The 19,404-nt window shown below is 71.2% G+C and carries 20 protein-coding genes; 14 read left to right on the top strand and 6 right to left on the bottom strand.

All coding sequences use genetic code 11. The features are described 5' to 3' along the window. Positions 1 to 5: 5 nt before the first annotated feature. Positions 6 to 458: a MarR family winged helix-turn-helix transcriptional regulator gene (locus AC3A3H_RS02090; RefSeq protein ID WP_487612883.1), complete on the bottom strand. Its 453-nt coding sequence runs from the start codon at positions 456 to 458 to the stop codon at positions 6 to 8. Between the two features lie 61 nt (positions 459 to 519). Here AC3A3H_RS02090 and AC3A3H_RS02085 point away from each other — a divergent pair, with 61 nt between their 5' ends. From AC3A3H_RS02085 to AC3A3H_RS02075, 3 genes are read left to right on the top strand one after another with little or no spacing between them, the layout of a single operon-like run. Beyond that, a complete protein-coding gene (locus AC3A3H_RS02085) occupies positions 520 to 888 on the top strand; it encodes a VOC family protein (protein ID WP_487612882.1) in 369 nt (122 codons plus the stop codon). Positions 889 to 935: 47 nt separating this feature from the next. Beyond that, positions 936 to 1,376, top strand: a complete 441-nt coding sequence (locus AC3A3H_RS02080) for a MerR family transcriptional regulator (protein ID WP_487612881.1) — start codon at positions 936 to 938, stop codon at positions 1,374 to 1,376. Beyond that, positions 1,373 to 2,356, top strand: coding sequence for an NAD-dependent epimerase/dehydratase family protein (locus AC3A3H_RS02075; protein ID WP_487612880.1), 984 nt, complete (start codon positions 1,373 to 1,375; stop codon positions 2,354 to 2,356). The genes AC3A3H_RS02080 and AC3A3H_RS02075 overlap by 4 nt, the downstream gene beginning before the upstream one ends. 114 nt (positions 2,357 to 2,470) lie before the next feature. On the opposite strand, the gene AC3A3H_RS02070 is transcribed toward AC3A3H_RS02075, so the two are convergent. Continuing rightward, positions 2,471 to 3,496: a LacI family DNA-binding transcriptional regulator gene (locus AC3A3H_RS02070; RefSeq protein ID WP_487612879.1), complete on the bottom strand. Its 1,026-nt coding sequence runs from the start codon at positions 3,494 to 3,496 to the stop codon at positions 2,471 to 2,473. Between the two features lie 135 nt (positions 3,497 to 3,631). On the opposite strand from AC3A3H_RS02070, the gene AC3A3H_RS02065 reads away from it, so the two are divergent. From AC3A3H_RS02065 to AC3A3H_RS02040, 6 genes are all read left to right on the top strand, one after another. Further along, the gene (locus AC3A3H_RS02065) at positions 3,632 to 4,846 is read left to right on the top strand and encodes a sugar ABC transporter substrate-binding protein (RefSeq protein WP_487612878.1); all 1,215 of its coding nucleotides are present in this window, start codon (positions 3,632 to 3,634) and stop codon (positions 4,844 to 4,846) included. A gap of 61 nt (positions 4,847 to 4,907) precedes the next feature. Then, positions 4,908 to 5,873, top strand: coding sequence for a carbohydrate ABC transporter permease (locus AC3A3H_RS02060; protein WP_487612877.1), 966 nt, complete (start codon positions 4,908 to 4,910; stop codon positions 5,871 to 5,873). Continuing rightward, complete coding sequence (locus AC3A3H_RS02055; RefSeq protein WP_487612876.1) at positions 5,870 to 6,730, top strand: carbohydrate ABC transporter permease; 861 nt, start codon at positions 5,870 to 5,872, stop codon at positions 6,728 to 6,730. The genes AC3A3H_RS02060 and AC3A3H_RS02055 overlap by 4 nt, the downstream gene beginning before the upstream one ends. 53 nt (positions 6,731 to 6,783) lie before the next feature. After that, on the top strand, positions 6,784 to 7,593 hold the full coding sequence (locus tag AC3A3H_RS02050) for a ThuA domain-containing protein (RefSeq protein WP_487612875.1): 810 nt from the start codon (positions 6,784 to 6,786) through the stop codon (positions 7,591 to 7,593). Next, entirely contained in the window at positions 7,590 to 8,714 is a 1,125-nt protein-coding gene (locus AC3A3H_RS02045; RefSeq protein ID WP_487612874.1) for a Gfo/Idh/MocA family protein, read from the top strand. Before AC3A3H_RS02050 ends, AC3A3H_RS02045 begins: the two co-directional genes overlap by 4 nt. Then, positions 8,711 to 9,883, top strand: coding sequence for a Gfo/Idh/MocA family protein (locus AC3A3H_RS02040; protein WP_487612873.1), 1,173 nt, complete (start codon positions 8,711 to 8,713; stop codon positions 9,881 to 9,883). Before AC3A3H_RS02045 ends, AC3A3H_RS02040 begins: the two co-directional genes overlap by 4 nt. On the opposite strand, the gene AC3A3H_RS02035 is transcribed toward AC3A3H_RS02040, so the two are convergent. Both AC3A3H_RS02035 and AC3A3H_RS02030 read right to left on the bottom strand, forming a co-directional pair. Next, positions 9,880 to 10,092: a hypothetical protein gene (locus AC3A3H_RS02035; protein ID WP_487612872.1), complete on the bottom strand. Its 213-nt coding sequence runs from the start codon at positions 10,090 to 10,092 to the stop codon at positions 9,880 to 9,882. The genes AC3A3H_RS02040 and AC3A3H_RS02035 overlap by 4 nt on opposite strands. Continuing rightward, positions 10,089 to 10,757, bottom strand: a complete 669-nt coding sequence (locus AC3A3H_RS02030; RefSeq protein WP_487612871.1) for a sigma-70 family RNA polymerase sigma factor — start codon at positions 10,755 to 10,757, stop codon at positions 10,089 to 10,091. Before AC3A3H_RS02030 ends, AC3A3H_RS02035 begins: the two co-directional genes overlap by 4 nt. A 140-nt stretch (positions 10,758 to 10,897) precedes the next feature. On the opposite strand from AC3A3H_RS02030, the gene AC3A3H_RS02025 reads away from it, so the two are divergent. Then, complete coding sequence (locus tag AC3A3H_RS02025; RefSeq protein ID WP_487612870.1) at positions 10,898 to 12,043, top strand: lactonase family protein; 1,146 nt, start codon at positions 10,898 to 10,900, stop codon at positions 12,041 to 12,043. Positions 12,044 to 12,082: 39 nt separating this feature from the next. On the opposite strand, the gene AC3A3H_RS02020 is transcribed toward AC3A3H_RS02025, so the two are convergent. Further along, positions 12,083 to 12,961 carry an arginase family protein gene (locus AC3A3H_RS02020; protein WP_487612869.1) on the bottom strand — a complete coding sequence of 293 codons (879 nt, stop codon included), beginning with the start codon at positions 12,959 to 12,961 and terminating at the stop codon, positions 12,083 to 12,085. A gap of 229 nt (positions 12,962 to 13,190) precedes the next feature. On the opposite strand from AC3A3H_RS02020, the gene AC3A3H_RS02015 reads away from it, so the two are divergent. Next, positions 13,191 to 13,901: an alpha/beta fold hydrolase gene (locus tag AC3A3H_RS02015; RefSeq protein ID WP_487612868.1), complete on the top strand. Its 711-nt coding sequence runs from the start codon at positions 13,191 to 13,193 to the stop codon at positions 13,899 to 13,901. Positions 13,902 to 13,926: 25 nt separating this feature from the next. On the opposite strand, the gene AC3A3H_RS02010 is transcribed toward AC3A3H_RS02015, so the two are convergent. Then, positions 13,927 to 15,894: a potassium transporter Kup gene (locus AC3A3H_RS02010; RefSeq protein ID WP_487612867.1), complete on the bottom strand. Its 1,968-nt coding sequence runs from the start codon at positions 15,892 to 15,894 to the stop codon at positions 13,927 to 13,929. A 198-nt stretch (positions 15,895 to 16,092) separates the two neighbouring features. On the opposite strand from AC3A3H_RS02010, the gene AC3A3H_RS02005 reads away from it, so the two are divergent. The 3 genes from AC3A3H_RS02005 to AC3A3H_RS01995 all read left to right on the top strand — a co-directional run. Further along, the gene (locus AC3A3H_RS02005; RefSeq protein WP_487612866.1) at positions 16,093 to 17,280 is read left to right on the top strand and encodes a metallophosphoesterase family protein; all 1,188 of its coding nucleotides are present in this window, start codon (positions 16,093 to 16,095) and stop codon (positions 17,278 to 17,280) included. Between the two features lie 183 nt (positions 17,281 to 17,463). Continuing rightward, on the top strand, positions 17,464 to 18,765 hold the full coding sequence (locus AC3A3H_RS02000; protein ID WP_487612865.1) for a S53 family peptidase: 1,302 nt from the start codon (positions 17,464 to 17,466) through the stop codon (positions 18,763 to 18,765). 189 nt (positions 18,766 to 18,954) lie between these two features. Continuing rightward, the coding region (locus AC3A3H_RS01995) for a sugar phosphate isomerase/epimerase family protein (RefSeq protein WP_487612864.1) at positions 18,955 to 19,404 on the top strand (450 nt) is incomplete at its 3' end.

Here is a 19,404-nt window from a genome sequence, read left to right as displayed (position 1 = left end):
CCGAGTCAGGACCGGTCGGCCTGCAGGGCGCGCACCATGCTCTGCAGACTCGCGAATGCCGCCGCCTGCTCGTCCGCGGTCATTCCGCCGAGCATCCTGACCTCCACCGCGCGCACGGCCGCGCTCGCCGTGGCCAGGCTCCGCCGTCCGCGGGCGGTCAGCCGGGCGGGCAGCGCCTTGCCCACCCGCGCCTGCTCCGGCCTGGCCACGTAGCCGTCGCGCTCCAGCGCCTGGAGCAGCACGTTCATGGTCTGGCGGGTCACGAACGCGCCGCGCGCGAGCTCGGAGTTCGACAGGCCGGGGCGCTGGGCGAGCAGTTCGAGGCAGGAGTAGTGGGTGACCGTCATCCCGAGCGGGCGCAGCACCTCCTCCATCGCGGCGCGCAGCGAGCTGGAGGCCTCCTTCAGCAGGTAGCCCAGCGAGGTCTCGAGGTGGATGACCTCATCGTCGCGACTCATGTCAGTAGTCTGACATAGGCTCTCCTGTGTCAGAAAACTGACACACGAGAGGAGTTCCACGATGACCGCCATCGGCCCCGATTTCATCTCCATCCAGGTCCGCGACCTCGACGCCTCGCAGGCGTTCTACGAGCGCTACCTCGGCCTCGTCCGCTCGCCGGCCGGGCCTCCGCACGCCGTCGTCTTCGACACCGCGCCGATCGCGTTCGCGCTGCGGGAGGTCGTGCCGGGCGTCGACCTTGCCGCCGTCCCGCAGCCGGGCATCGGCGTCGCGCTGTGGCTGCGTGCCACGGATGTCCAGGCCATCCACGACGCGCTCGCCGCCGACGACCGCACCATCGTCGCGGCGCCCGTCGACGGTCCGTTCGGCCGGACGTTCACGTTCGCCGACCCGGACGGGTACCACGTCACGCTCCACGACCGGGCGTGAAGGGCGGCGCTTGACTTCAAGCGCTTGAAGTCTGTTCTGATGGGGACATGACCAGTTTGACCATCCAGGACGTGTCCCGGCAGAGCGGGCTCAGCGAGCCCACCCTCCGGTACTACGAGGAGGTCGGCCTCCTCGGGCCGATCGCGCGTGACGGCAGCAGCGGGCACCGGCGGTACAGCGAGGGCGACCTCGATGCCGCGCAGGTGCTCGCCTGCCTGCGGGCGATGGGCGTCGGGATCGGGGACATGCGCACCTACCAGGCGAACCGCCTGCTCGGGCACGCGGCGGCGGGCGAGCAGCGCGACATCCTGCTGCGGCACGCCGTGCGCGTCGAAGAGCAGCTCGTGACGCTGCGCACGCACCTCGACTACCTGCGGGCGAAGGCCGCGCTCTGGGACGCCCGCTCGCGGGGCGACGTCGCGGCCGAGGCCGAGGCGCAGGTCGAACTCGGGGCCCTGCTGCCCCGACTCGAGGAGACCTTCCGATGACCACTGCACCCACCACCCTCGTCACAGGAGGCACCGGCTACCTGGCCACGCGCCTCATCGCCGACCTGCTCGCCTCCGGCGTCGACGTGCGCACGACCGTGCGAAGCCCCGATCGTGCGGAGGAGGTCCGCGCGGCGGTGCGTCGCGCGGGCACCGACGACGCCGGGCTGTCGTTCGCCACCGCGTCGCTCACCGACGACGACGGCTGGACGGCCGCGCTCGCCGGGGTCGAGGACGTGTACCACGTCGCCTCGCCGATGATCCACGCCACAGACCCCGCGGAGGTGGTCGTCCCCGCGCGGGACGGATCGCTGCGGGTGCTGCGGGCCGCGCGTTCCGCCGGCGCCCGGCGCGTGGTGCTCACGTCGTCGTTCGCGGCGGTCGGTTACTCGCCGAAACCGGTCAGGGAGTACGACGAGTCGGACTGGACCGACCCGGAGACGCCCGGGCTGCCGGCGTATCCGCTGTCGAAGGCGGTCGCGGAGCGCGCCGCGTGGGACTTCGTCGAGCGGGAGGGCGGCGACCTGGAGCTCGTCGCCGTCAACCCGACCTGGATCGCGGGCCCGACGCTGACCGGTTCGGCGCGGTCCTCCCTCCAGTTCTTCACCGGCATGCTCGACGGCACGATGACCGCGGTCCCGCGGCAGCGCTTCGGGATCGCGGACGTGCGGGATGTCGCGACGGCCCACATCGCGGCCATGTCCACGCCGACGGCCGCCGGCAAGCGCTACCTCGTGCTCGCGGACGGGCCGACGATGACGTTCCTGGACGTCGCGAACGTCCTGCGCGCCGAGCTCGGCGACCTCGCCCGCCTGGTCCCGACCGCGGAACTGCCCGGCGACGAGCCCACGCCGCTCGTCATCCACAACGAGCGCGCCAAGACCGAGCTCGGGGCGCGGCCGCGGCCGGCGGTGGAGACGATCGTCGCGACGGCGGAGAGCCTGCGGGACTGGGGGATGCTGGCGGGCACGCGAGGGTAGGGCATCGCGGCCGTCGCCACCGGAGGAGATCATCGGCGACACGCCGGCGGGAAGTAGCCACCGAAGGAGGTCGCCGGGCGTGTCGGGCTGGATCTCCTCCGCTGGCGCCGGCCGTCAGACGGTGCTCGATCGCACGATCAGCTCCGGCTCCAGCAGCTCCTGCCGGACCGCGGTGCCCTCGCCGACCAGGATGTCGACCAGGATCTCCGCGATGCGGTCCTTGGGCTGGCGGACGGAGGTGATCCCGAAGCCCGACTCGCCCGCCACCGGCGAGTCGTCGAAGCCCGTCACCGCCACGCCGGTGCCGACCGGGATGCCGAGCTCGCGGGCGACGAGGAACACGGCCAGCGCGTGCTGGTCGGTCGCGCTCACGATCGCGGTCGGCGGGTCGGCGGAGGTCAGCAGGGTGCGGGCCGCCACCAGGGTGTCGCTGAACTCAGGCCCGGTCTCCAGCACCCGGCCCGGCGCGAGCGACGACTCCAGCCCGCGCTCGCGGCAGGCGCGCTGGTAGCCGAGCCGGCGGTAGCGCGTCGTGATCAGCTCGTCGGGGTAGCCCAGGTAGGCGAGCTCGGTGTGGCCGAGCGAGGTCACGTGGTCGACGGCGAGGACGATGCCCTTCTCGGCGTCGGTGTCGACCCAGTTCCAGGTGGCGCTCTCGTCCTGCGGGTCGCCGCCGTAGGCGACGAACGGGATGCCGCGCTCCGCGAGCGCGGGCAGGCGGGGGTCGCCGATCGAGATGTTGGGCACGATGAACCCGGCCGCCATCTGGCCGTAGTAGAGGTCCTCGCACGCCTCGATCTCCTGCGACCGGGCCGAGATGAGCGTCAGGTTGCGGCCGTGCCGCTCGGAGGTCGCGGCCAGGTCGTGCAGGAACTGGTCCATGTACGCGTCGGCCGCGAAGCGGTGCGGGCCGATGAGGTAGCCGATCTGGCGGGGGAGGGCCAGCCGGAGGCTGCGGGCCACCAGGTTGTTGCGGTAGTCGAGCGCGTCCATCGACGCGCGCACGCGCTCCTTGGTCGCGTCGCTGACGATGTCCGGCCGGTTGATGGCGTTGGACACGGTCATGACGGAGACGCCGGCGTGCCGGGCCACGTCGGCCATGCTGGGCTTGCGCGTGCCCGCCTTCTTGGGAGCGGTCATGAGTCCTTCATTTTCGCACATGCCGGGCCCTCAGTTGTAAGCATAAAAAAAGTTCGTGACTTCCGATTGATTTTATGCTTACAATTTCGCACACACCGTCGTCAGCCACAGTGCAATGCAAAGGAGCATCCACCCATGAAGACAGCACAACGCGCCGTCGTGGCCCTCGCGGCCGCGGCGATCATCCCGCTCGGACTCGTCGCCTGCAGCGGCGGAGGAGGAGCCTCCACGGCCAAGAGCATCACGGTCGAGGACTACTACACCGACGGGTCGCACGACGCGCAGTACGCGAAGTGCTCGGCCAGCACCGGCATCAAGGTCAACGCGGTCCACATCGCCGGCGCCTCCCTCATCCAGAAGGTCCTGCAGCAGGTGTCGTCCAAGACCCTCCCGGACGTCCTCATGCTCGACAACCCGGACGTCCAGCAGATCGCCGCGACCGGCGCCCTCGCGCCGCTCAAGGACTTCGGCATCACGGGGGACGGGCTCACCCCCGCCGCCGTCAAGGCCGGGACCTACAAGGGCCAGCTGTACGGCGCCCAGCCGCTCGCCAACTCGATCGCCCTGTTCTACAACACCGACATCCTCCAGGCCGCCGGCGTCCAGCCGCCCAAGACGTGGGACGAGCTGCGGGCCGCCGCCCGTCAGCTCACGGACGCGAGCAAGGGCCGCTACGGCTTCGCGATGAGCAACATCAACACCTACGAGGGCACCTGGCAGTTCCTGCCGTTCTTCTGGACCAACGGCGGCGACGAGAAGAACATCGCGACGCCCGACGCCGCCCAGGCCCTGCAGTTCGTCCTCGACCTGCAGAACGACGGCTCGCTGTCCAAGAGCTCGATCTCCTGGGCGCAGGCGGACGTGAACAACCAATTCATCGCGGGCAAGGCGGCCATGATGATCAACGGCCCCTGGCAGATCCCCGCGCTCTCGAAGGCGAGCGGACTGCACTGGGCCAGCGTCCCCATCCCCGTCCGCGAGGCGTCGCAGACCTCGGTCGCGCCCCTCGGCGGCGAGCAGTACACGGTGCCGCAGACCGGCAAGAAGGACGCCCAGGCCGCCGGCGCGAAGTTCGTCCAGTGCCTGATGACCCCGGCCATGCAGTCGTTCGAGGCGAAGACGGCGCAGACCGTGCCGACCGACCTCGCCGAGGCCAAGAAGTTCGGCGCGGCGAACCCGGACGTGGCCTCGTTCGTCGGCGTCGTCGCCGATGCCCGGGCGCGCACCGCGGAACTCGGCGCGGACTGGCCGAAGGCGGCGACCAAGATCTACACCGCCGTGCAGCTCGCGCTGACCGGCAAGGCGTCGCCCGCCGACGCCCTCAAGCAGGCCCAGTCGGAGAACCAGTAACGAGCTCGCCGGAGGCGGGGGCCCTGACGGCTCCCGCCTCCGCGGGAAAGGAACACGGTCGATGACGACTCTCAACGCGGAGACCCCCGCGATCGCCCCACCCGTCCGCGACAGCAGCCCACTCGCGGGCAGCCCGCGGCGCCGCAGGTTCCGGCTCGCCCGGTCGATCAGCAAGTGGCTGTTCGTCCTCCCGGCCGTCCTGTTCGTCCTGATCTTCTTCGGCTACCCGATCGTCAAGAACCTGGCGATGTCGTTCCAGGACTACACGACGACCACCTTCTACACCGGCGAGGCCCCGTGGGTGGGCCTCCAGAACTACGTCACGACCGTGACCAGCTCGCTGTTCAGCACGACCATGCTGAACACGGCGCTGTTCACGATCGGCTCGATCGTGCTCCAGTTCGCGATCGGGCTCGGCCTGGCGCTGTTCTTCAAGCGCAACTTCCCGCTCGGCGGCTTCCTGCGCTCGCTGCTGCTGCTGCCGTGGCTGCTGCCGCTGATCGCGTCGAGCGCGGTCTGGAAGTGGATCCTCGATCAGGACAGCGGCGCGCTCAACCAGTTCCTCGGCGTCTTCGGCGTCCAGCCGATCCCGTGGCTGGTGAGCCCGTCGCTCGCGCTGATCGCGGTGATCGGCGTGAACGTCTGGCTCGGCATCCCGTTCAACACGACCATCCTCTACAGCGGCCTGCAGGGCGTGCCGGAGGAGCTCTACGAGGCCGCGGCGCTCGACGGCGCGGTCGGCTGGCGGGCGTTCCGGCACATCACCTGGCCGAGCATCCGGCCGGTCGTCAGCGTCGTCATCGTGCTCGGCGTGGTCTATACGCTCAAGGTCGTGGACGTGATCCTCGGCCTCACCGGAGGCGGCCCGGCCAACTCCACCCAGACGCTCGCGACCTGGGCGTACCAGAAGTCGTTCGTGCAGTTCGCGTTCGGGGAGGGCGCCGCGATCAGCAACATCCTGATCGTCATCTCGCTCGTCTTCGCCGTCGTCTACCTGTACATGACACGCAAGGAGGTCGACGAATGACCGAGACCAGAGCCATCGTGCTCCCGAAGGGGACCCTCCCCGCGCGCCGGCACGTCAGGCGGCGCTGGCCGATGACCGTCCTCGGCGTCCTGTTCCTGGCGGTGATGATCTTCCCGGTCTACTGGATGATCAACAGCAGCCTGCAGGCGAACGCCGGAGCCGCCACGACCGCCTGGCTGCCCCTCCAGCCGACCCTCGACGGCTACGTCACCGCCCTCAAGGAGCAGGGCGGCAACCTCGTCACCAGCACGATCATCGCGCTGAGCACCGTGGTGCTGACCATCGCGATCGCGACCCCGGCGGCCTACGGGCTCGCCCGGTTCCGGATGCGCGGCATGACGGTGTTCGTGTTCGCGCTGCTGATCACCCAGATGATCCCGGTCATCGTGATCGCGAACGCGCTGTACGCGCTGTTCAACGACCTGGGCCTGCTGAACTCGTACGCCGGGCTGATCCTCGCCGACACGGCGGCGCAGATCCCGTTCGCCATCCTGCTGATCCGGGCGTTCATGGGGTCGCTGCCGCCGTCGCTGGTGGAGGCCGCGCTGGTCGACGGCGCGAACAACTTCCGCGCCTTCATCTCGATCGTCGTCCCGATCAGCAAGAACGCGATCGTCACCGCCGCGCTGTTCACCTTCCTCGGCGCGTGGGGGGACTTCCTCTTCGCGCTGACCCTGACCAGCACGCCGGAGGTCAAGCCGATCACGCTCGGCATCTACGACTACATCAGCGGGAACGTTCAGCAGTGGGGGCCGGTGATGGCCACAGCGGTGCTGGCGTCCATCCCCGCCGGGGTGCTGCTGATCCTCGCGCAACGGTACATCGCCGCCGGAGCCCTCGGCGGCGCGATCAAGTGAACCCGGCCGGGGCCCGACGCCCCGGACGCCACGAACAAGGAGAGTGACGAGAAGTGTCTCATCGAATCGGAACCGCCGCCGACCCCATCCGCGTGGTCGTGTGGGGCGAGAACCGCCACGAGCAGCTGGAGCCGGAGGTCGCCGCGATCTACCCGACCGGCATGCACACCACCATCAAGGAGGGCATCGAGGAGTTCGCGGGCGACCGCGTGAGCGTGACCACCGCGACGCTCGACGACCCCGAGCACGGGCTGACGGAGGAGCTGCTGGAGCGCACCGACGTGCTGACCTGGTGGGGGCACGCGGCGCACGCCGAGGTCTCGGACGAGATCGTCGAGCGCGTGCAGCGGCACGTGCTCTCCGGGATGGGCCTGATCGTGCTGCACTCCGGGCACTGGTCGAAGATCTTCACCACGCTCATGGGCACCACGTGCACCCTGCGCTGGCGCAGCGACAACGACCGCGAGCTGGTCTGGACGGTCGACCCGACGCACCCGATCGCCCAGGGCATCCCGCACCCGATCGACATCCCGGCGCAGGAGATGTACGGCGAGCAGTTCGACGTCCCCACACCCGACGAGCTGATCTTCATCAGCACGTTCAGCGGTGGCGAGTGCTTCCGCAGCGGGATGACGTTCAAGCGCGGCAACGGCAGGATCTTCTTCTTCAGCCCCGGCGACCAGGACTACCCGGTGTACCACCACCCGGACGTCCGGCACGTCATCGCCAACGCGGTGGAGTGGGCGGCCTCGGATCGGCCGGTGCGGCAGATCCCGGTGCTGCTGCGCTATGAGCGCGGCGACTTCTTCACCGGGCACGGCTACGCCGGCGCGCTGCACAACCGCGACGAGGTCGCCCTGTGAGCGGCACCGTCGATCGGGAGGAGGCGCTACCCGTCGTGCTCGTCGGCGCGGGCAGCATGGGCCGCAACTGGATCCGCACCATCGGGGCGTCCCCTGACGCCCGGCTGGCCGGGATCGTCGACCTCGACCTGGAGCTGGCCGCGCGGGTCGCGCAGGAGGAGGCGCTCGACGTCGTCCTCGGCTCGTCGGTGGCGGAGGTCGCAGCGCAGAGCGGCGCGGTCGCCGTGGTGAACGTGACCGTCCCCGCCGCGCACCGCCCGGTGAACGAGGAGGCGCTCTTCGCCGGCCTGCCCGTGCTGTGCGAGAAGCCGATCGCGCCGACGCTGGTCGACGCCCTCCAGCAGGCGGCGCTCGCCGAGGTCGCGGGCGGTCTGCTGATGGTGAGCCAGTCTCGGCGGTTCTACAACGAGCTGGCCCGGCTGCGCTCGATCGCCGACCGGCTCGGCCGGGTCGGCGCCATCGCGACCGGGTTCTACAAGGCCCCGCACTTCGGCGGGTTCCGCGACCGGATGGAGCAGCCGCTCCTGGTCGACATGGCGATCCACCAGTTCGACATGGCGCGCTATCTGCTGCGCGCCGACCCGGTCTCGGTGTCGTGCTCGTCGTGGAACCCGGCGTGGAGCTGGTTCGACGGCGACGCCTCCGCCACCGCGACCTTCGAGTTCGACGACGGCGCGCGGTACACGTTCACCGGGAGCTGGTGCGCGCCGGGCCGCGAGACCTCCTGGAACGGTTCGTGGCGGGTCAGCGCCGAGCACGGCACCGTCGTTTGGGACGGGGAGGGCGTGCCCGAGGCGGAGGGGATCGACGGCCTGCCCATCGACCGCCTGCCCGACGCGCCGGCCGGTCCAGAGGAGATCGCCGGCTCGCTCGCCGAGTTCGTGCGCTGCCTGCGCACCGGCGACGTCCCGCAGAGCGAGATCCACGAGAACATCCACAGCCTCGCGATGGTGGAGGCCGCCGTGCTGAGCGCGGACACCGGCGAGCGCGTCGACCTCCCGCAGCTCCTGGAGCGGCGCTACGCCGAGGCGGTGCGGACCGAGCGCCGCGCCGACGTGCGGGAGCGGCTCGAGCAGTGGGGGAGCGTCGCGCGGCTGCGCGGGGCGGAGGTGGCGTCGTGACGGGCGCGCCCGCGCGCCCGTCCCTCCGCGTCGCACTCATCGGCCACGGCTTCATGGGTGCGGCGCACTCGCAGGCGTGGCGCGTCGCGCCGCGCTTCTTCGACCTCCCGCTCCGGCCGGAGCCGGCGCTCCTGGTCGGCCGCACCGGCGCGGCGGAGTCGGCCGACCGGCTCGGCTGGGCGGAGAGTGCGGCCGACTGGCGCGAGGCCGTCGCCCGGGACGACATCGACCTGGTCGACATCGTGACCCCCGGCGACACGCACGCCGAGATCGCGATCGCCGCGCTGGAGGCGGGCAAGCACGTCCTCTGCGAGAAGCCGCTCGCGAACAGCCTCGACGAGGCCGGGCGGATGGCGGAGGCCGCGGCGTCGGCGCAGGAGCGCGGGGTGCTCGCGATGTGCGGGTTCACCTACCGGCGCGTTCCCGCGATCCTGGAGGCGCGCCGGCTCGTTCGGGAGGGCGCAGTCGGCGAGGTGCGCGAGGTGCGGGGGCAGTACCTCCAGGACTGGCTGAGCGACCCGTCCGGCCCGATGACCTGGCGGCTCGACCGCTCGAAGGCCGGCTCCGGGTCGCTGGGCGACATCGGGGCGCACGTCATCGACGCCGCCGAGTTCGTGGTCGGCGACCGGATCGCCTCGGTCAGCGGCACGCTGGAGACCTACGTGCGCCGGCGGCCCATCCTGGCCGAGCAGCGCGGCCTCGGCGGCGTGGCCTCCGACCGGTTCGGGGAGGTCACCGTGGACGACGCGGCCTGGTTCACAACGCGCTTCAGCGCGGGGGCGATGGGATCCTTCACGGCCACCCGGTACGCCACCGGGCGCAAGAACGCGCTCCGGCTGGAGGTCTCGGGGACGCGCGGCGCGCTGGCGTTCGACCTGGAGCGCATGAACGAGCTCGAGTTCTACGACGCCACCGAGCCGGCCGACCGCCTCGGCTTCCGCCGCATCCTCGCCACCGAGCCGGAGCATCCCTTCGCGGGTAACTGGTGGCCGACCGGGCACGCGCTGGGCTACGAGCACGCCTTCTCGCACCAGGTCGTCGACTTCGTGACCGACATCGCCGAGGGCCGCGTGCCGGAGCCGTCGTTCGCGGACGCGCTGCACGTGCAGCGCGTTCTCGCGGCTGTGGAGGGGAGCGCGGAGGCGGGGAGCGCGTGGCTGGGAGTCTAGCCGCCGAGCGCCGCCAGCAGCCCGGCGTAGTCGTCGCCGCACGCCGCGCAGCGCTTCAGGTGGAGGGCGACTCCCGGGTAGCGCGCGGCGGCGTCCTTCCCGGCCAGCACCAGCTCCGCGTAGACGTGCATGAGCGACATGGTCTGCGCGCAGCCGGCGTCCCGCTGGTCCGTGCCGAGGAAGTCCCCGATCCGCGATCGTGCGCTCATGTCACCTCCCCGCCGCGGTCGTCCAGATAGTGATTAGTGACAAGGTAGCGCCGTAACTTCCTCCGTGCGTCGAACAGGACCTTGTAGAGCGCCCCGCGGGTCGTCCGCCTCGCCACCGCGAGCGCCTCGAGCGGGACGCCCTCGATCACCACGGCGAGCAGCACCTCGCGCTGGCGCCGGCTGAGCGCGGTGTCGATCCCGTGCCGCAGGGCGGCGACCAGCTCGGCCGCCGCGCCCGCCTCCTCCGGCGTGATGCCGAGTCGGTCGGGGAGGCGGTCCCAGCCGGTCGCGTCGAGCGACAGCGTCCTGCGCTGCCAGTAGTGCCGGCCGATCTTGGTGGAGACCTCGAAGATCGCGAACGTGTACGCCCAGGTGGTGAACCGGCTCTCGCCGCGGAACTCGTGCAGCCGGCGCAGGACGCCGATCACCGCGTCGGCCGCGGCCTGGTGCGCGATGTCGTCCAGCTCCGGCCCGGCGAAGGGCAGCGACCCCGACCGGCGGCGGACCTCCCCTCGGGCCACCCGGAGGAGCAGCTCGTAGAGCCGGGCCTCCGCGGAGCGCTGAACGGCGCCGCCTGCGGTCAGGCTGCGGCGCCACTCCTCGGTCTCGCTCCGGTCGTCGTCCGTCGGGCGCCAGCGCTCCGGCTCCGCGTCCACGACATCCATGGCTCGATCGTAGGGCCTCGCGAGAAAGTTCCGGACGGACGGGTAAGCATCCGTGCCGCCGCGACACTCACCACCCGAGCGCGCTCTCTGCAGCGCTCGGCGGGCGCTCCGGCGCCGCACGGATGGATCGAAGGAGAATCATGAGAACACCACTTCGTCTCGCCCTCGCGTCGGCGGTCGCCGTCGCCGCGACGGCCCTGTTCGCAGGACCGGCCCTCGCCGCGCCGCCCGCGGGCGCGGCCGCCGACACCGCCGGCCCAGCCGGATCGGCGGTCTTCGTCCAGACCGACGGGCTCGCCGGCAACGCCGTGATCGCCTACGACCGCGCCGCCGACGGCACGCTGCACCAGGCCGGCACGTACCCGACCGGTGGCCTGGGCGGCGCGCTGGACGGCTCGGTCGTCGACCACCTCGCGTCGCAGGGCTCGCTCGTGCTCGACCGCGGCCTCCTCTACGCGGTGAACGCCGGGAGCAACACCGTGACGATCTTCGCCGTGCACGGCGACCGGCTCGTCCGGCGCGAGATCATCGGCTCGGGCGGGACCTTCCCGGTCAGCGTGACCACGCACGGCGGGCTGGTGTACGTGCTCAACGCACGCGCTGGCGGGTCGGTGCAGGGCTACGCCCGCGTGGCCGACTTCCTCGTCCGGATCCCGGTCTGGAACCGTGCGCTCGGGCTCGACCCGACCCTCACGCCCGAGTTCACGCACACGCCGGGCCAGGTCGCGTTCACCCCGGACGGCTCGAAGCTGGTCGTCACCACGAAGGGCAACGGCAGCGCGATCGACGTGTTCGGCGTCGACCGCCTGGGCGGCCTCTCCGCGCACCCGGTGACGACCGCCGTGCCGGGCGCCGTCCCGTTCGCGGTGACGTTCGACGCGGGAGGCCACCTCGTGGTCGCCGAGGCCGGCACGAACGCGGTCGGCACGTTCGCCATCGCCCCGAGCGGCGCGGTCACGCCCATCGCGACCGCAGCGACCGGTCAGGCCGCGACCTGCTGGATCGTCCGCGACGGATCGGCGTTCTACGCCTCCAACGCCGGGAGCGGCACGCTCTCCGGCTACCTCGACGCGGGCACGGGCAGCCTGTCGGCGCTCGGGACGACAGCGGCGGGCGCGGGGACGGTGGACGCCTCCGCGACCTCCGACGGCCGGTACGTCTACGTCCAGACCGGCGCGAACGGCGGGGTCGCCGGGTTCCGGGTGAACGCCGGCGGCGCCCTCACGAGCGTCGGCGCGGTCGTCGTCCCCGGCGCGGTCGGCGGCGAGGGGATCGCCGCGGAGTGAGTGCCTGACGCCGCTGCTGCCCCGGCACCGGCCGGCCGGCTAGCCCCGGGGCAGCAGCGGCGCCAGCATCTCGACCACGAGCTGCGCCGACGTGTTGAACCGGTCGGCGGGGTCGTGCTCCAGCTCGGTGAGCTCGAGGCCGATGACCCGCTCCCGGGCCAGGGTGCGTGCGGTCGCGGCCACACTGTCGATGGTCAGGCCGTTCGCGATCTGGTAGTCGGTGAGCACGATCCCGGGCTGGAGGACGTCGGCGGAGAAGTGCACGAACACCTCGCGGCCGGCGATGGTCGCGGCCAGCTCCTCCTGCATCCGCGGGCCGGCCGGGATGTTGCGGATCGGCGAGTTCGCGATCAGGCGCTGCTCGGCCCGGTCGAGGTCGCGGGTGCCGATCAGCACCACGTTCGACAGGGCGAGCCCGCCGCCGTGGCCGGACTCCCACAGCCCGGTCGCGCCGCCGAGCGCCATCCCGCTGAGGTCGCCGGTGCGTGTGGTCGCGGGCGTGTGCAGGCACGGGTGGGCGCCCATCCACACGACCGCGGCGTCCGGATGCGCGAGCGCGACAGCGGGGAGGGTCGCCAGGGCCGCCGCGTTCCTGGTCAGGCAGAAGGCGCTGAACGCGGCGCTGCGCAGCGAGCGCGCTGCCGACTCGGTCAGCGCAGCCAGCTCGGGCCCGGAACGGGCGAGCGCGTCCCGCCAGCCGAGGCTCCGGCCGGGTGACGCGCCCTCGCCGATCACCCCGGCGCTCGACTCCAGCCGCCGGCCGAGCGCTGTCGCCAGGTCGAGGGTCGCCCGCCGCGCCCGGTCGCTGTGGCCGGAGACGCCGTCCACGAACGCGGTCACCATCGCGCGGACCGCGCGCGCGCGGCCGGCCTCGTGCGGCGCCCGCGAGGGAGGGCAGGCCGGATCCTGTTCGACCACGGAGCTCATTCTGTGAGACGCCTTTCGGGTAAGCGTTCGAGTGCGGCGACAACACGATAGCAACGACACATCGCCGCCGAGCGCACAGGTTCGGATCGAGTCGTGAAATCGGTCCGGTGGACGCGGCGGTCACCCCTTGCCGCGCGATGTGACCGGGTCGCAGGATGACCGCGTGCGCGAAAACGGCGCGCCGTCCCATCGACCCACACATGCACACGAAGGAAGAGCCATGGCCGCACCACGCACGATCGTCCTTGTTCACGGCGCCTTCGCCGACGCGTCCGGATTCGCGGGCCTGATCGGCGACCTGGAGGCATCAGGGCACACGGTGGTCGCACCGCCGAACCCGCTGCGGAGCCTCCTCACCGACGCGGACGCGATCGCCCGGGTCGTCGGCGCGATCGACGGCCCCGTCGTGCTGGCCGGGCACTCCTACGGCGGCGCGGTGATCTCGCAGGCGTCGGCCGGCCTGAGCAACGTGGAGGCCCTCGTCTACCTGGCGGCCTTCGCGCTCGACGTCGGGGAGAACTGCGTGGGCGTGCAGGAGCCGTTCCCGGCTCCGCTGCTGGCGACCGAGAACGAGCCGACCCCCTACGACGCGGTCGGGTCCCCCGGGGGCCCTGAGCTGTACGTGAAGAAGGAGCGCTTCCGCGAGGTCTTCTGCGGCGACTCCTCGGAGGAGGCCGCCGCGGTCATGTACGCCACGCAACGGCCGCTCGCCGTCGCCTCCCTCACCCAGAACGCGACCGCCGCCGGCTGGAAGAGCATCCCGAGCTGGTTCGTGGTGTCCGACCACGACAACTCGATCTCGCCGAAGGCCGAGGAGTTCTTCGCCGAGCGGATGGGGGCGACGACCTCGCACCTCGACGGCTCGCACACGGCGTTCATCCCGCAGCACGCGCGGGTCGCGGAGGTGATCCGCCAGGCCGCGGCGAGCTGACCTGGCGCGCGGCGGCGCGATCGGCTCAGATCTCGACGTCGCTGCCCATGGTGACCGTCCGCAGCGCCGGCAGCCCGAACCGGGCCGCCGGGTTCGCGGCGTTGTGCGCGAGCGCGACGAACAGCGACCGGCGCCACGGCACCATCGTGTTCGTCCGGGTGGTGCGGATGGCGCCGCGCGAGATGAAGTACGACGCCTGCTTGAAGTTCGCGGAGTCGAGCGGGAGCACGCCCGCGCGCACCGCGGCGCGGAGGGCGCGCGGGATGTCGGGGGCGTCGGAGAAGCCGAAGGTGATGTTGAGGAACTCGATGCCGTCGTCGGCGTAGCCGAGCGGGTCGTACTCGAACGCGTCCTCCGTCGGCACGTGCGGCACCTGCGCGATGCTCACGCCCACGATGATGACGTGCTCGTGGAGGACGTGGTTGTGCTTGACGTTCGCGCGCAGCGCCAGCGGGGTCGTGGCCTTGTTCGGGTGCGGGAAGATCGCGATGCCCGGCACCCGGGGCAGTCTCTTCTTCCGGAGCTCCTCGATGAACTCCGCCAGTGAGCCCTCCTTCTTCAGCCGGTCCGCCTGGACGAGCGCGCGGCCGCGCCGCCAGGTGGTCATGACGAGGATGACGACGGCGGCGATCAGCAGCGGCACCCAGCCGCCGTTGAAGATCTTGGAGAGGTTGCCCGCCAGGAAGGCGAGCTCGAGCCCGCCGAACGCGACGGCCGCGAGCACGATCTTCCACGGCGCCCAGTGCCAGAGCGGCCGCGCGACCAGCAGGAGCAGCACGGTGTCCACGACGAGCGCGCCCGTCACCGAGATGCCGTACGCCGTCGAGAGCCGGTCGGAGGAGCCGAACGACAGCATGACGGCCATGACGCCGATGAACAGCAGGAGGTTGATGGCAGGGAGGTAGACCTGGCCGCCCTCGTGCTGCGAGGTCTGCCGCACGGTCAGCGGCGGCAGCAGGCCGAGCTGCACCGCTTGCCTGGACAGCGAGTAGGCGCCGGAAATGACCGCCTGGCTCGCGATCACCGTCGCGGCGGTGGCGAGGATGACGACCGGGAGACGGCCCCACTCCGGGATGAGCAGGAAGAACGGGTTCGCCCGCGCGGCCGGGTTGTGCAGCACGAGCCCTGCCTGGCCGAGGTAATTGAGCGTCAGCGCGGGGAAGACCAGGAAGAACCACGCGCGGCTGATCGGCGACCGGCCGAAGTGGCCCATGTCGGCGTAGAGGGCCTCTGCGCCGGTGATGACCAGGACCACCGCGCCGAGCGCGACGAAGGCGACGAACGGCTGGCTGACCAGGAAGGCGACGGCGTAGGTGGGGGAGAGGCCGAGCAGCACCTCGGGGTACTGGATGACCATCGCGAGCCCGGCCACCCCGATGACGACGAACCAGAGCACCATGACCGGCCCGAACAGCACCCCGACCTTGCCCGTGCCGAAGCGCTGCACGGCGAACAGGGCGATCAGGATGACGGCCGCGATCGGGATGACCAGGTGCGAGATCGCCGGCACGGTGACGTGGAGGCCCTCCACCGCGGAGAGCACACTGATCGCGGGGGTGATGATCGAGTCGCCGTAGAAGAGCGAGACGCCGACGATCCCGATCACCAGGAGGGTGCCGGCCTTGCCCGCCTTGGTCGCGTACAGGCGCTGCGCGAGCGCCGCCAGGGCCATGACGCCGCCCTCGCCGTCGTTGTCCGCGCGCATCAGGATCCCGATGTACTTGATCGAGACGATGATGGTCACGCTCCAGAAGATCAGCGAGATCACCCCGTAGACGTCGTCCTGCTGGGCGCGGACCGCGCCGTTGTCGAGCTGGAACACCGTCTTCAGCGCGTACAGCGGGCTGGTGCCGATGTCGCCGAACACGACGCCGAGTGCCGCCAGGGACGCCGAGAACATCAGCCGCTGCCGATGGTCGGCCCTCCTCGGCGAGGGACTCCGCTCGGCCAGCTTCTGCGCTGGATGGTCGTGGTTCTGGTGCACGCCGGTCACGCTACCCCCGTTGCCGTGCGCAGGGACTGGCCGACTCGCTGAGCGGCTGGGAGTCGCGTCGCCAGTGGCGTCGGGCTGGTTCCTGTGAGAGTCCGCAGCCAGCGTTCACCGGCCGGTCGGAGACGGTTCACCGCCCGGACGCCTGCAGCTTCGATGCTCGCAGCGTCCGGGGGCCGAAACCGTTTCAGGAGGATCTCCATGCGTTCCAGAACCCGCAAGCTCACTCTGATCGCGGTGGGCGTCGTCGCCGCGACGTTCCTCGGCACGGCCGCGGCCGTCGCCGCCCCCGCGATCGACAACGGCTGGCCGTACGCCTCGGCCGTCAAGGCCCAGAGCGACCACACCTACACGCTCGCCGCAGTCGGCGACATCGCGTGCGAGCCGGACGACGACGACAACGCCGCGAACCCGGCGTCGCTCAAGTGCGGAAGCCAGAGCCTCGGCGGCTACGACGCCGAGTTCGCCACCGCGAAGCAGGCCGACGCGATGAAGCCCGACGCCGTGGCCCTGCTCGGCGACGAGCAGTACCAGGTCGGCAAGCTGAGCGACTTCGAGGGCTCCTTCGAGCAGGCCTGGGGCGGCCTCAAGTTCCTCGAGAAGCCGGCCCCCGGCAACCACGAGTACTACTCGTACACCAAGAAGGGCGACAACGAGGCCGGCCAGAACGGCTCCGGCTACTTCGCCTACTTCAACGGCCACGACCAGAGCGGCACGCCGAACACCTCGGGCCAGGCCGGCGACGACACCAGCGCGAACCAGGGCTGGTACTCGTACGACCTCGGCAACTGGCACATCATCTCGCTGAACGTCGAGTGCAACTCGCCGGCCTTCGGCAACGACTGCTCGACCACCGACGGCGGCCTGCTCGCGCAGGAGACCCAGTGGCTCGCCAGCGACCTGAAGAGCAACCAGCAGCAGTGCACGATCGCCTACTGGCACCAGCCGACCTTCAGCGCGACCACGGCCGCCACCTCCACCGTCGCCGCCTCGGCGCCGGGAGCCGGCGGACAGGAGGGCCAGGTCGCCGACGCCTGGTGGAAGCTGCTCTACGCCAACCACGCCACCCTGGTCCTCAACGGCCACGAGCACGCGTACGCGCACCTCAAGCCGATGAACCCGGACGGGCAGTACGACCCGAAGCACGGCATCCCGGAGTTCATCATCGGCACCGGCGGCGAGGCGCTCGACACCCTGGCGAAGAACGCGGACGGCAGCTACGCGAACAGCAACGTCCTGACCGGCTACGACCAGGGCTACGGCACGATGAAGTTCACGCTGAAGCAGCACAGCTACTCGTACTCGTACACGCCGGCCCTCGCCGGCGCGGGCCAGCCCGCGAGCGCGCTGTCCTACTCCGACACCGGCTCCGGAGACTGCAACAACTGACCCCTCGCCGAGGCGGCGGATCCTCCGCCGCCTCGGCGCCAGGCGGCGGAGAATCAGCCGCTCGCGTTCCTGTGGGATTTCTCAGGATGCGATTGGTGCGGGTTTGCTGTACTGGTCGGTCCACCCCGAGTTAGGGTGCATCTCGGGCCGTCGCAACGAGCGGCGGCGGGACAAGGGAGCACTATGAAACGTTCGTCTTTCGTCTCACTCGGCCTCGCCATCGCGGGAGCGGCAGCGCTCGCGGTGGCGGTCACGGCACCGGCATCAGCGGCCACACCCAGCGCCGCCAGCCCGGACACCAGCGGCGTGTACAGCGTCCACCCGATCGTGCAGAAGGCCGGACTCCCGGCCAGCGCCGTCACGCCGGCGCTGACGCCCGCGGAGTGCCTCGCGCAGACCGCCGGGCGCGTGGCCTGCCAGACGCCCGACAGCATCCGGGCCGCGTACGACATCCCCGCCACCATCAACGGGGTGCCCGCGGGCACCGGGCAGACGGTCGTCATCGTCGACGCCTTCGGCAGCCCGACGGTGCAGTCCGACCTCGCGACCTTTTCGGCCTCGTTCGGGCTCCCGACGCCGAACCTGACCGTCTACTACCCGGGCGGCAAGCCGACGTGGAACGGGCGGGGCACGCAGACCGGCTGGGCAGAGGAGACCTCTCTCGACGTCCAGTGGGCGCACGCGGTCGCACCGGGCGCGAACATCGCACTCGTCGTCGCGGCGAACGACCACGGGGCGACGATCGACAACGCCATCAAGTACGCGGTCGACAACAAGCTCGGCAACGTGCTGTCGATGAGCTTCGGCGAGGCCGACAACCTGATCGCGTCGTCCAATGCCAACAACGGCCAGACCAGCCAGGGCGCCAAGGCCTTCGTGAAGGGCGCGGCCCAGGGCATGTCGCTGTTCGCCTCCTCCGGCGATGCGGGCTCCGACAACGGCGCCGGCTTCGCGAACTTCGCGTTCCCGGCCTCCGACCCGAACGTCACCTCGGTCGGCGGCACCAACCTCTGGGCGGGCAGCGGGCTGAACCAGCCGCGCGAGACGGTCTGGGGCGACTACGCGGACTGCCCGCTGACCTGCGCCTTCGGCGTGGTCGGCGAGACCGGCGGCGCGCCGAGCCTGTTCACCGCGAAGGGCGGGTCGGACGTCGCGTACAACGCGAGCGTCTACACCGGCGTGCTCACCTACCTCGGGTTCCTGGGCGGCGACAACAACGGCCTGTACTTCTTCGGCGGCACCTCGGCCGGATCCCCGCAGTGGGCGGCCCTGACGGCCGACACCATCCAGGCGGTCGGGCACACGGTCGGCAACGTCAGCCAGTACGCGCAGGGCTGGGCGTCGAAGGGCCTGCTCTACGACGTGACGACCGGGAGCAACACGACGCCGACCTTCGGCGGCGGCTTCTCCGCGACGGCCGGCTGGGACCGCCCGACCGGGTGGGGGACGCCGGATGTGAACGGCATCATCGCCGATCTGAAGTGAGTGCGTGACGGCGCGCGCAGCGCGTCGCGGCGGCCCCGGTGTCCACTGGATGCCGGGGCCGCCTCCCGTCGAGGGCATATGCTCGGATGACGAGCCCGAGCCTGGCCGTGCAGCGCGTGCGCGCCGCGGCCGCAGGGCTGCCGCGGCGCTCGCTGCCGCGTTCCAGAGAGTGAAAACGAGGAGACGACGATGACCCGACCGATCACGCTGTTCACTGGCCAGTGGGCTGATCTTCCGTTTGAGGAGGTGGCGCGGCTTGCTGGTGAGTGGGGGTATGACGGGCTGGAGATCGCCTGCTGGGGTGATCATTTGGATGTGTCCCGGTGGGATGACGCCGAGTATGTGCAGTCGCGCCGCGACATCCTGGAGCGCAACGGCCTGAAGGTGTGGACGATCTCGAACCATTTGGCCGGGCAGGCGGTGTGTGATGACCCGATCGATCAGCGGCACCGCGACATCCTGAACGACCGGGTGTGGGGCGATGGCGACCCGGAGGGGGTGCGGCAGCGTGCGGCGGAGGAGTTGAAGCTGACCGCCCGGATGGCGGCGGCGCTCGGGGTGAAGACGGTGACCGGGTTCACCGGGTCCTCGATCTGGAAGGCGGTGGCGATGTTCCCGCCGGCCTCGGACGAGTGGATC

The sequence above is a fragment of the Leifsonia sp. Soil_N53 genome, assembly GCF_057655165.1.
Note: the sequence above shows the minus strand (reverse complement) of the source record. Positions and strands in the feature narration are given on the sequence as shown.

What these genes read in the sequence shown, in the direction of transcription:
- AC3A3H_RS02090 (WP_487612883.1), bottom strand. Translation starts at nt 458, where the DNA reads ATGAGTCGCGACGATGAGGTCATCCACCTCGAGACCTCGCTGGGCTAC.
- AC3A3H_RS02085 (WP_487612882.1), top strand. Translation starts at nt 520, where the DNA reads ATGACCGCCATCGGCCCCGATTTCATCTCCATCCAGGTCCGCGACCTC.
- AC3A3H_RS02080 (WP_487612881.1), top strand. Translation starts at nt 936, where the DNA reads ATGACCAGTTTGACCATCCAGGACGTGTCCCGGCAGAGCGGGCTCAGC.
- AC3A3H_RS02075 (WP_487612880.1), top strand. Translation starts at nt 1,373, where the DNA reads ATGACCACTGCACCCACCACCCTCGTCACAGGAGGCACCGGCTACCTG.
- AC3A3H_RS02070 (WP_487612879.1), bottom strand. Translation starts at nt 3,496, where the DNA reads ATGACCGCTCCCAAGAAGGCGGGCACGCGCAAGCCCAGCATGGCCGAC.
- AC3A3H_RS02065 (WP_487612878.1), top strand. Translation starts at nt 3,632, where the DNA reads ATGAAGACAGCACAACGCGCCGTCGTGGCCCTCGCGGCCGCGGCGATC.
- AC3A3H_RS02060 (WP_487612877.1), top strand. Translation starts at nt 4,908, where the DNA reads ATGACGACTCTCAACGCGGAGACCCCCGCGATCGCCCCACCCGTCCGC.
- AC3A3H_RS02055 (WP_487612876.1), top strand. Translation starts at nt 5,870, where the DNA reads ATGACCGAGACCAGAGCCATCGTGCTCCCGAAGGGGACCCTCCCCGCG.
- AC3A3H_RS02035 (WP_487612872.1), bottom strand. Translation starts at nt 10,092, where the DNA reads ATGAGCGCACGATCGCGGATCGGGGACTTCCTCGGCACGGACCAGCGG.
- AC3A3H_RS02030 (WP_487612871.1), bottom strand. Translation starts at nt 10,757, where the DNA reads ATGGATGTCGTGGACGCGGAGCCGGAGCGCTGGCGCCCGACGGACGAC.
- AC3A3H_RS02025 (WP_487612870.1), top strand. Translation starts at nt 10,898, where the DNA reads ATGAGAACACCACTTCGTCTCGCCCTCGCGTCGGCGGTCGCCGTCGCC.
- AC3A3H_RS02015 (WP_487612868.1), top strand. Translation starts at nt 13,191, where the DNA reads ATGGCCGCACCACGCACGATCGTCCTTGTTCACGGCGCCTTCGCCGAC.
- AC3A3H_RS02005 (WP_487612866.1), top strand. Translation starts at nt 16,093, where the DNA reads ATGCGTTCCAGAACCCGCAAGCTCACTCTGATCGCGGTGGGCGTCGTC.
- AC3A3H_RS02000 (WP_487612865.1), top strand. Translation starts at nt 17,464, where the DNA reads ATGAAACGTTCGTCTTTCGTCTCACTCGGCCTCGCCATCGCGGGAGCG.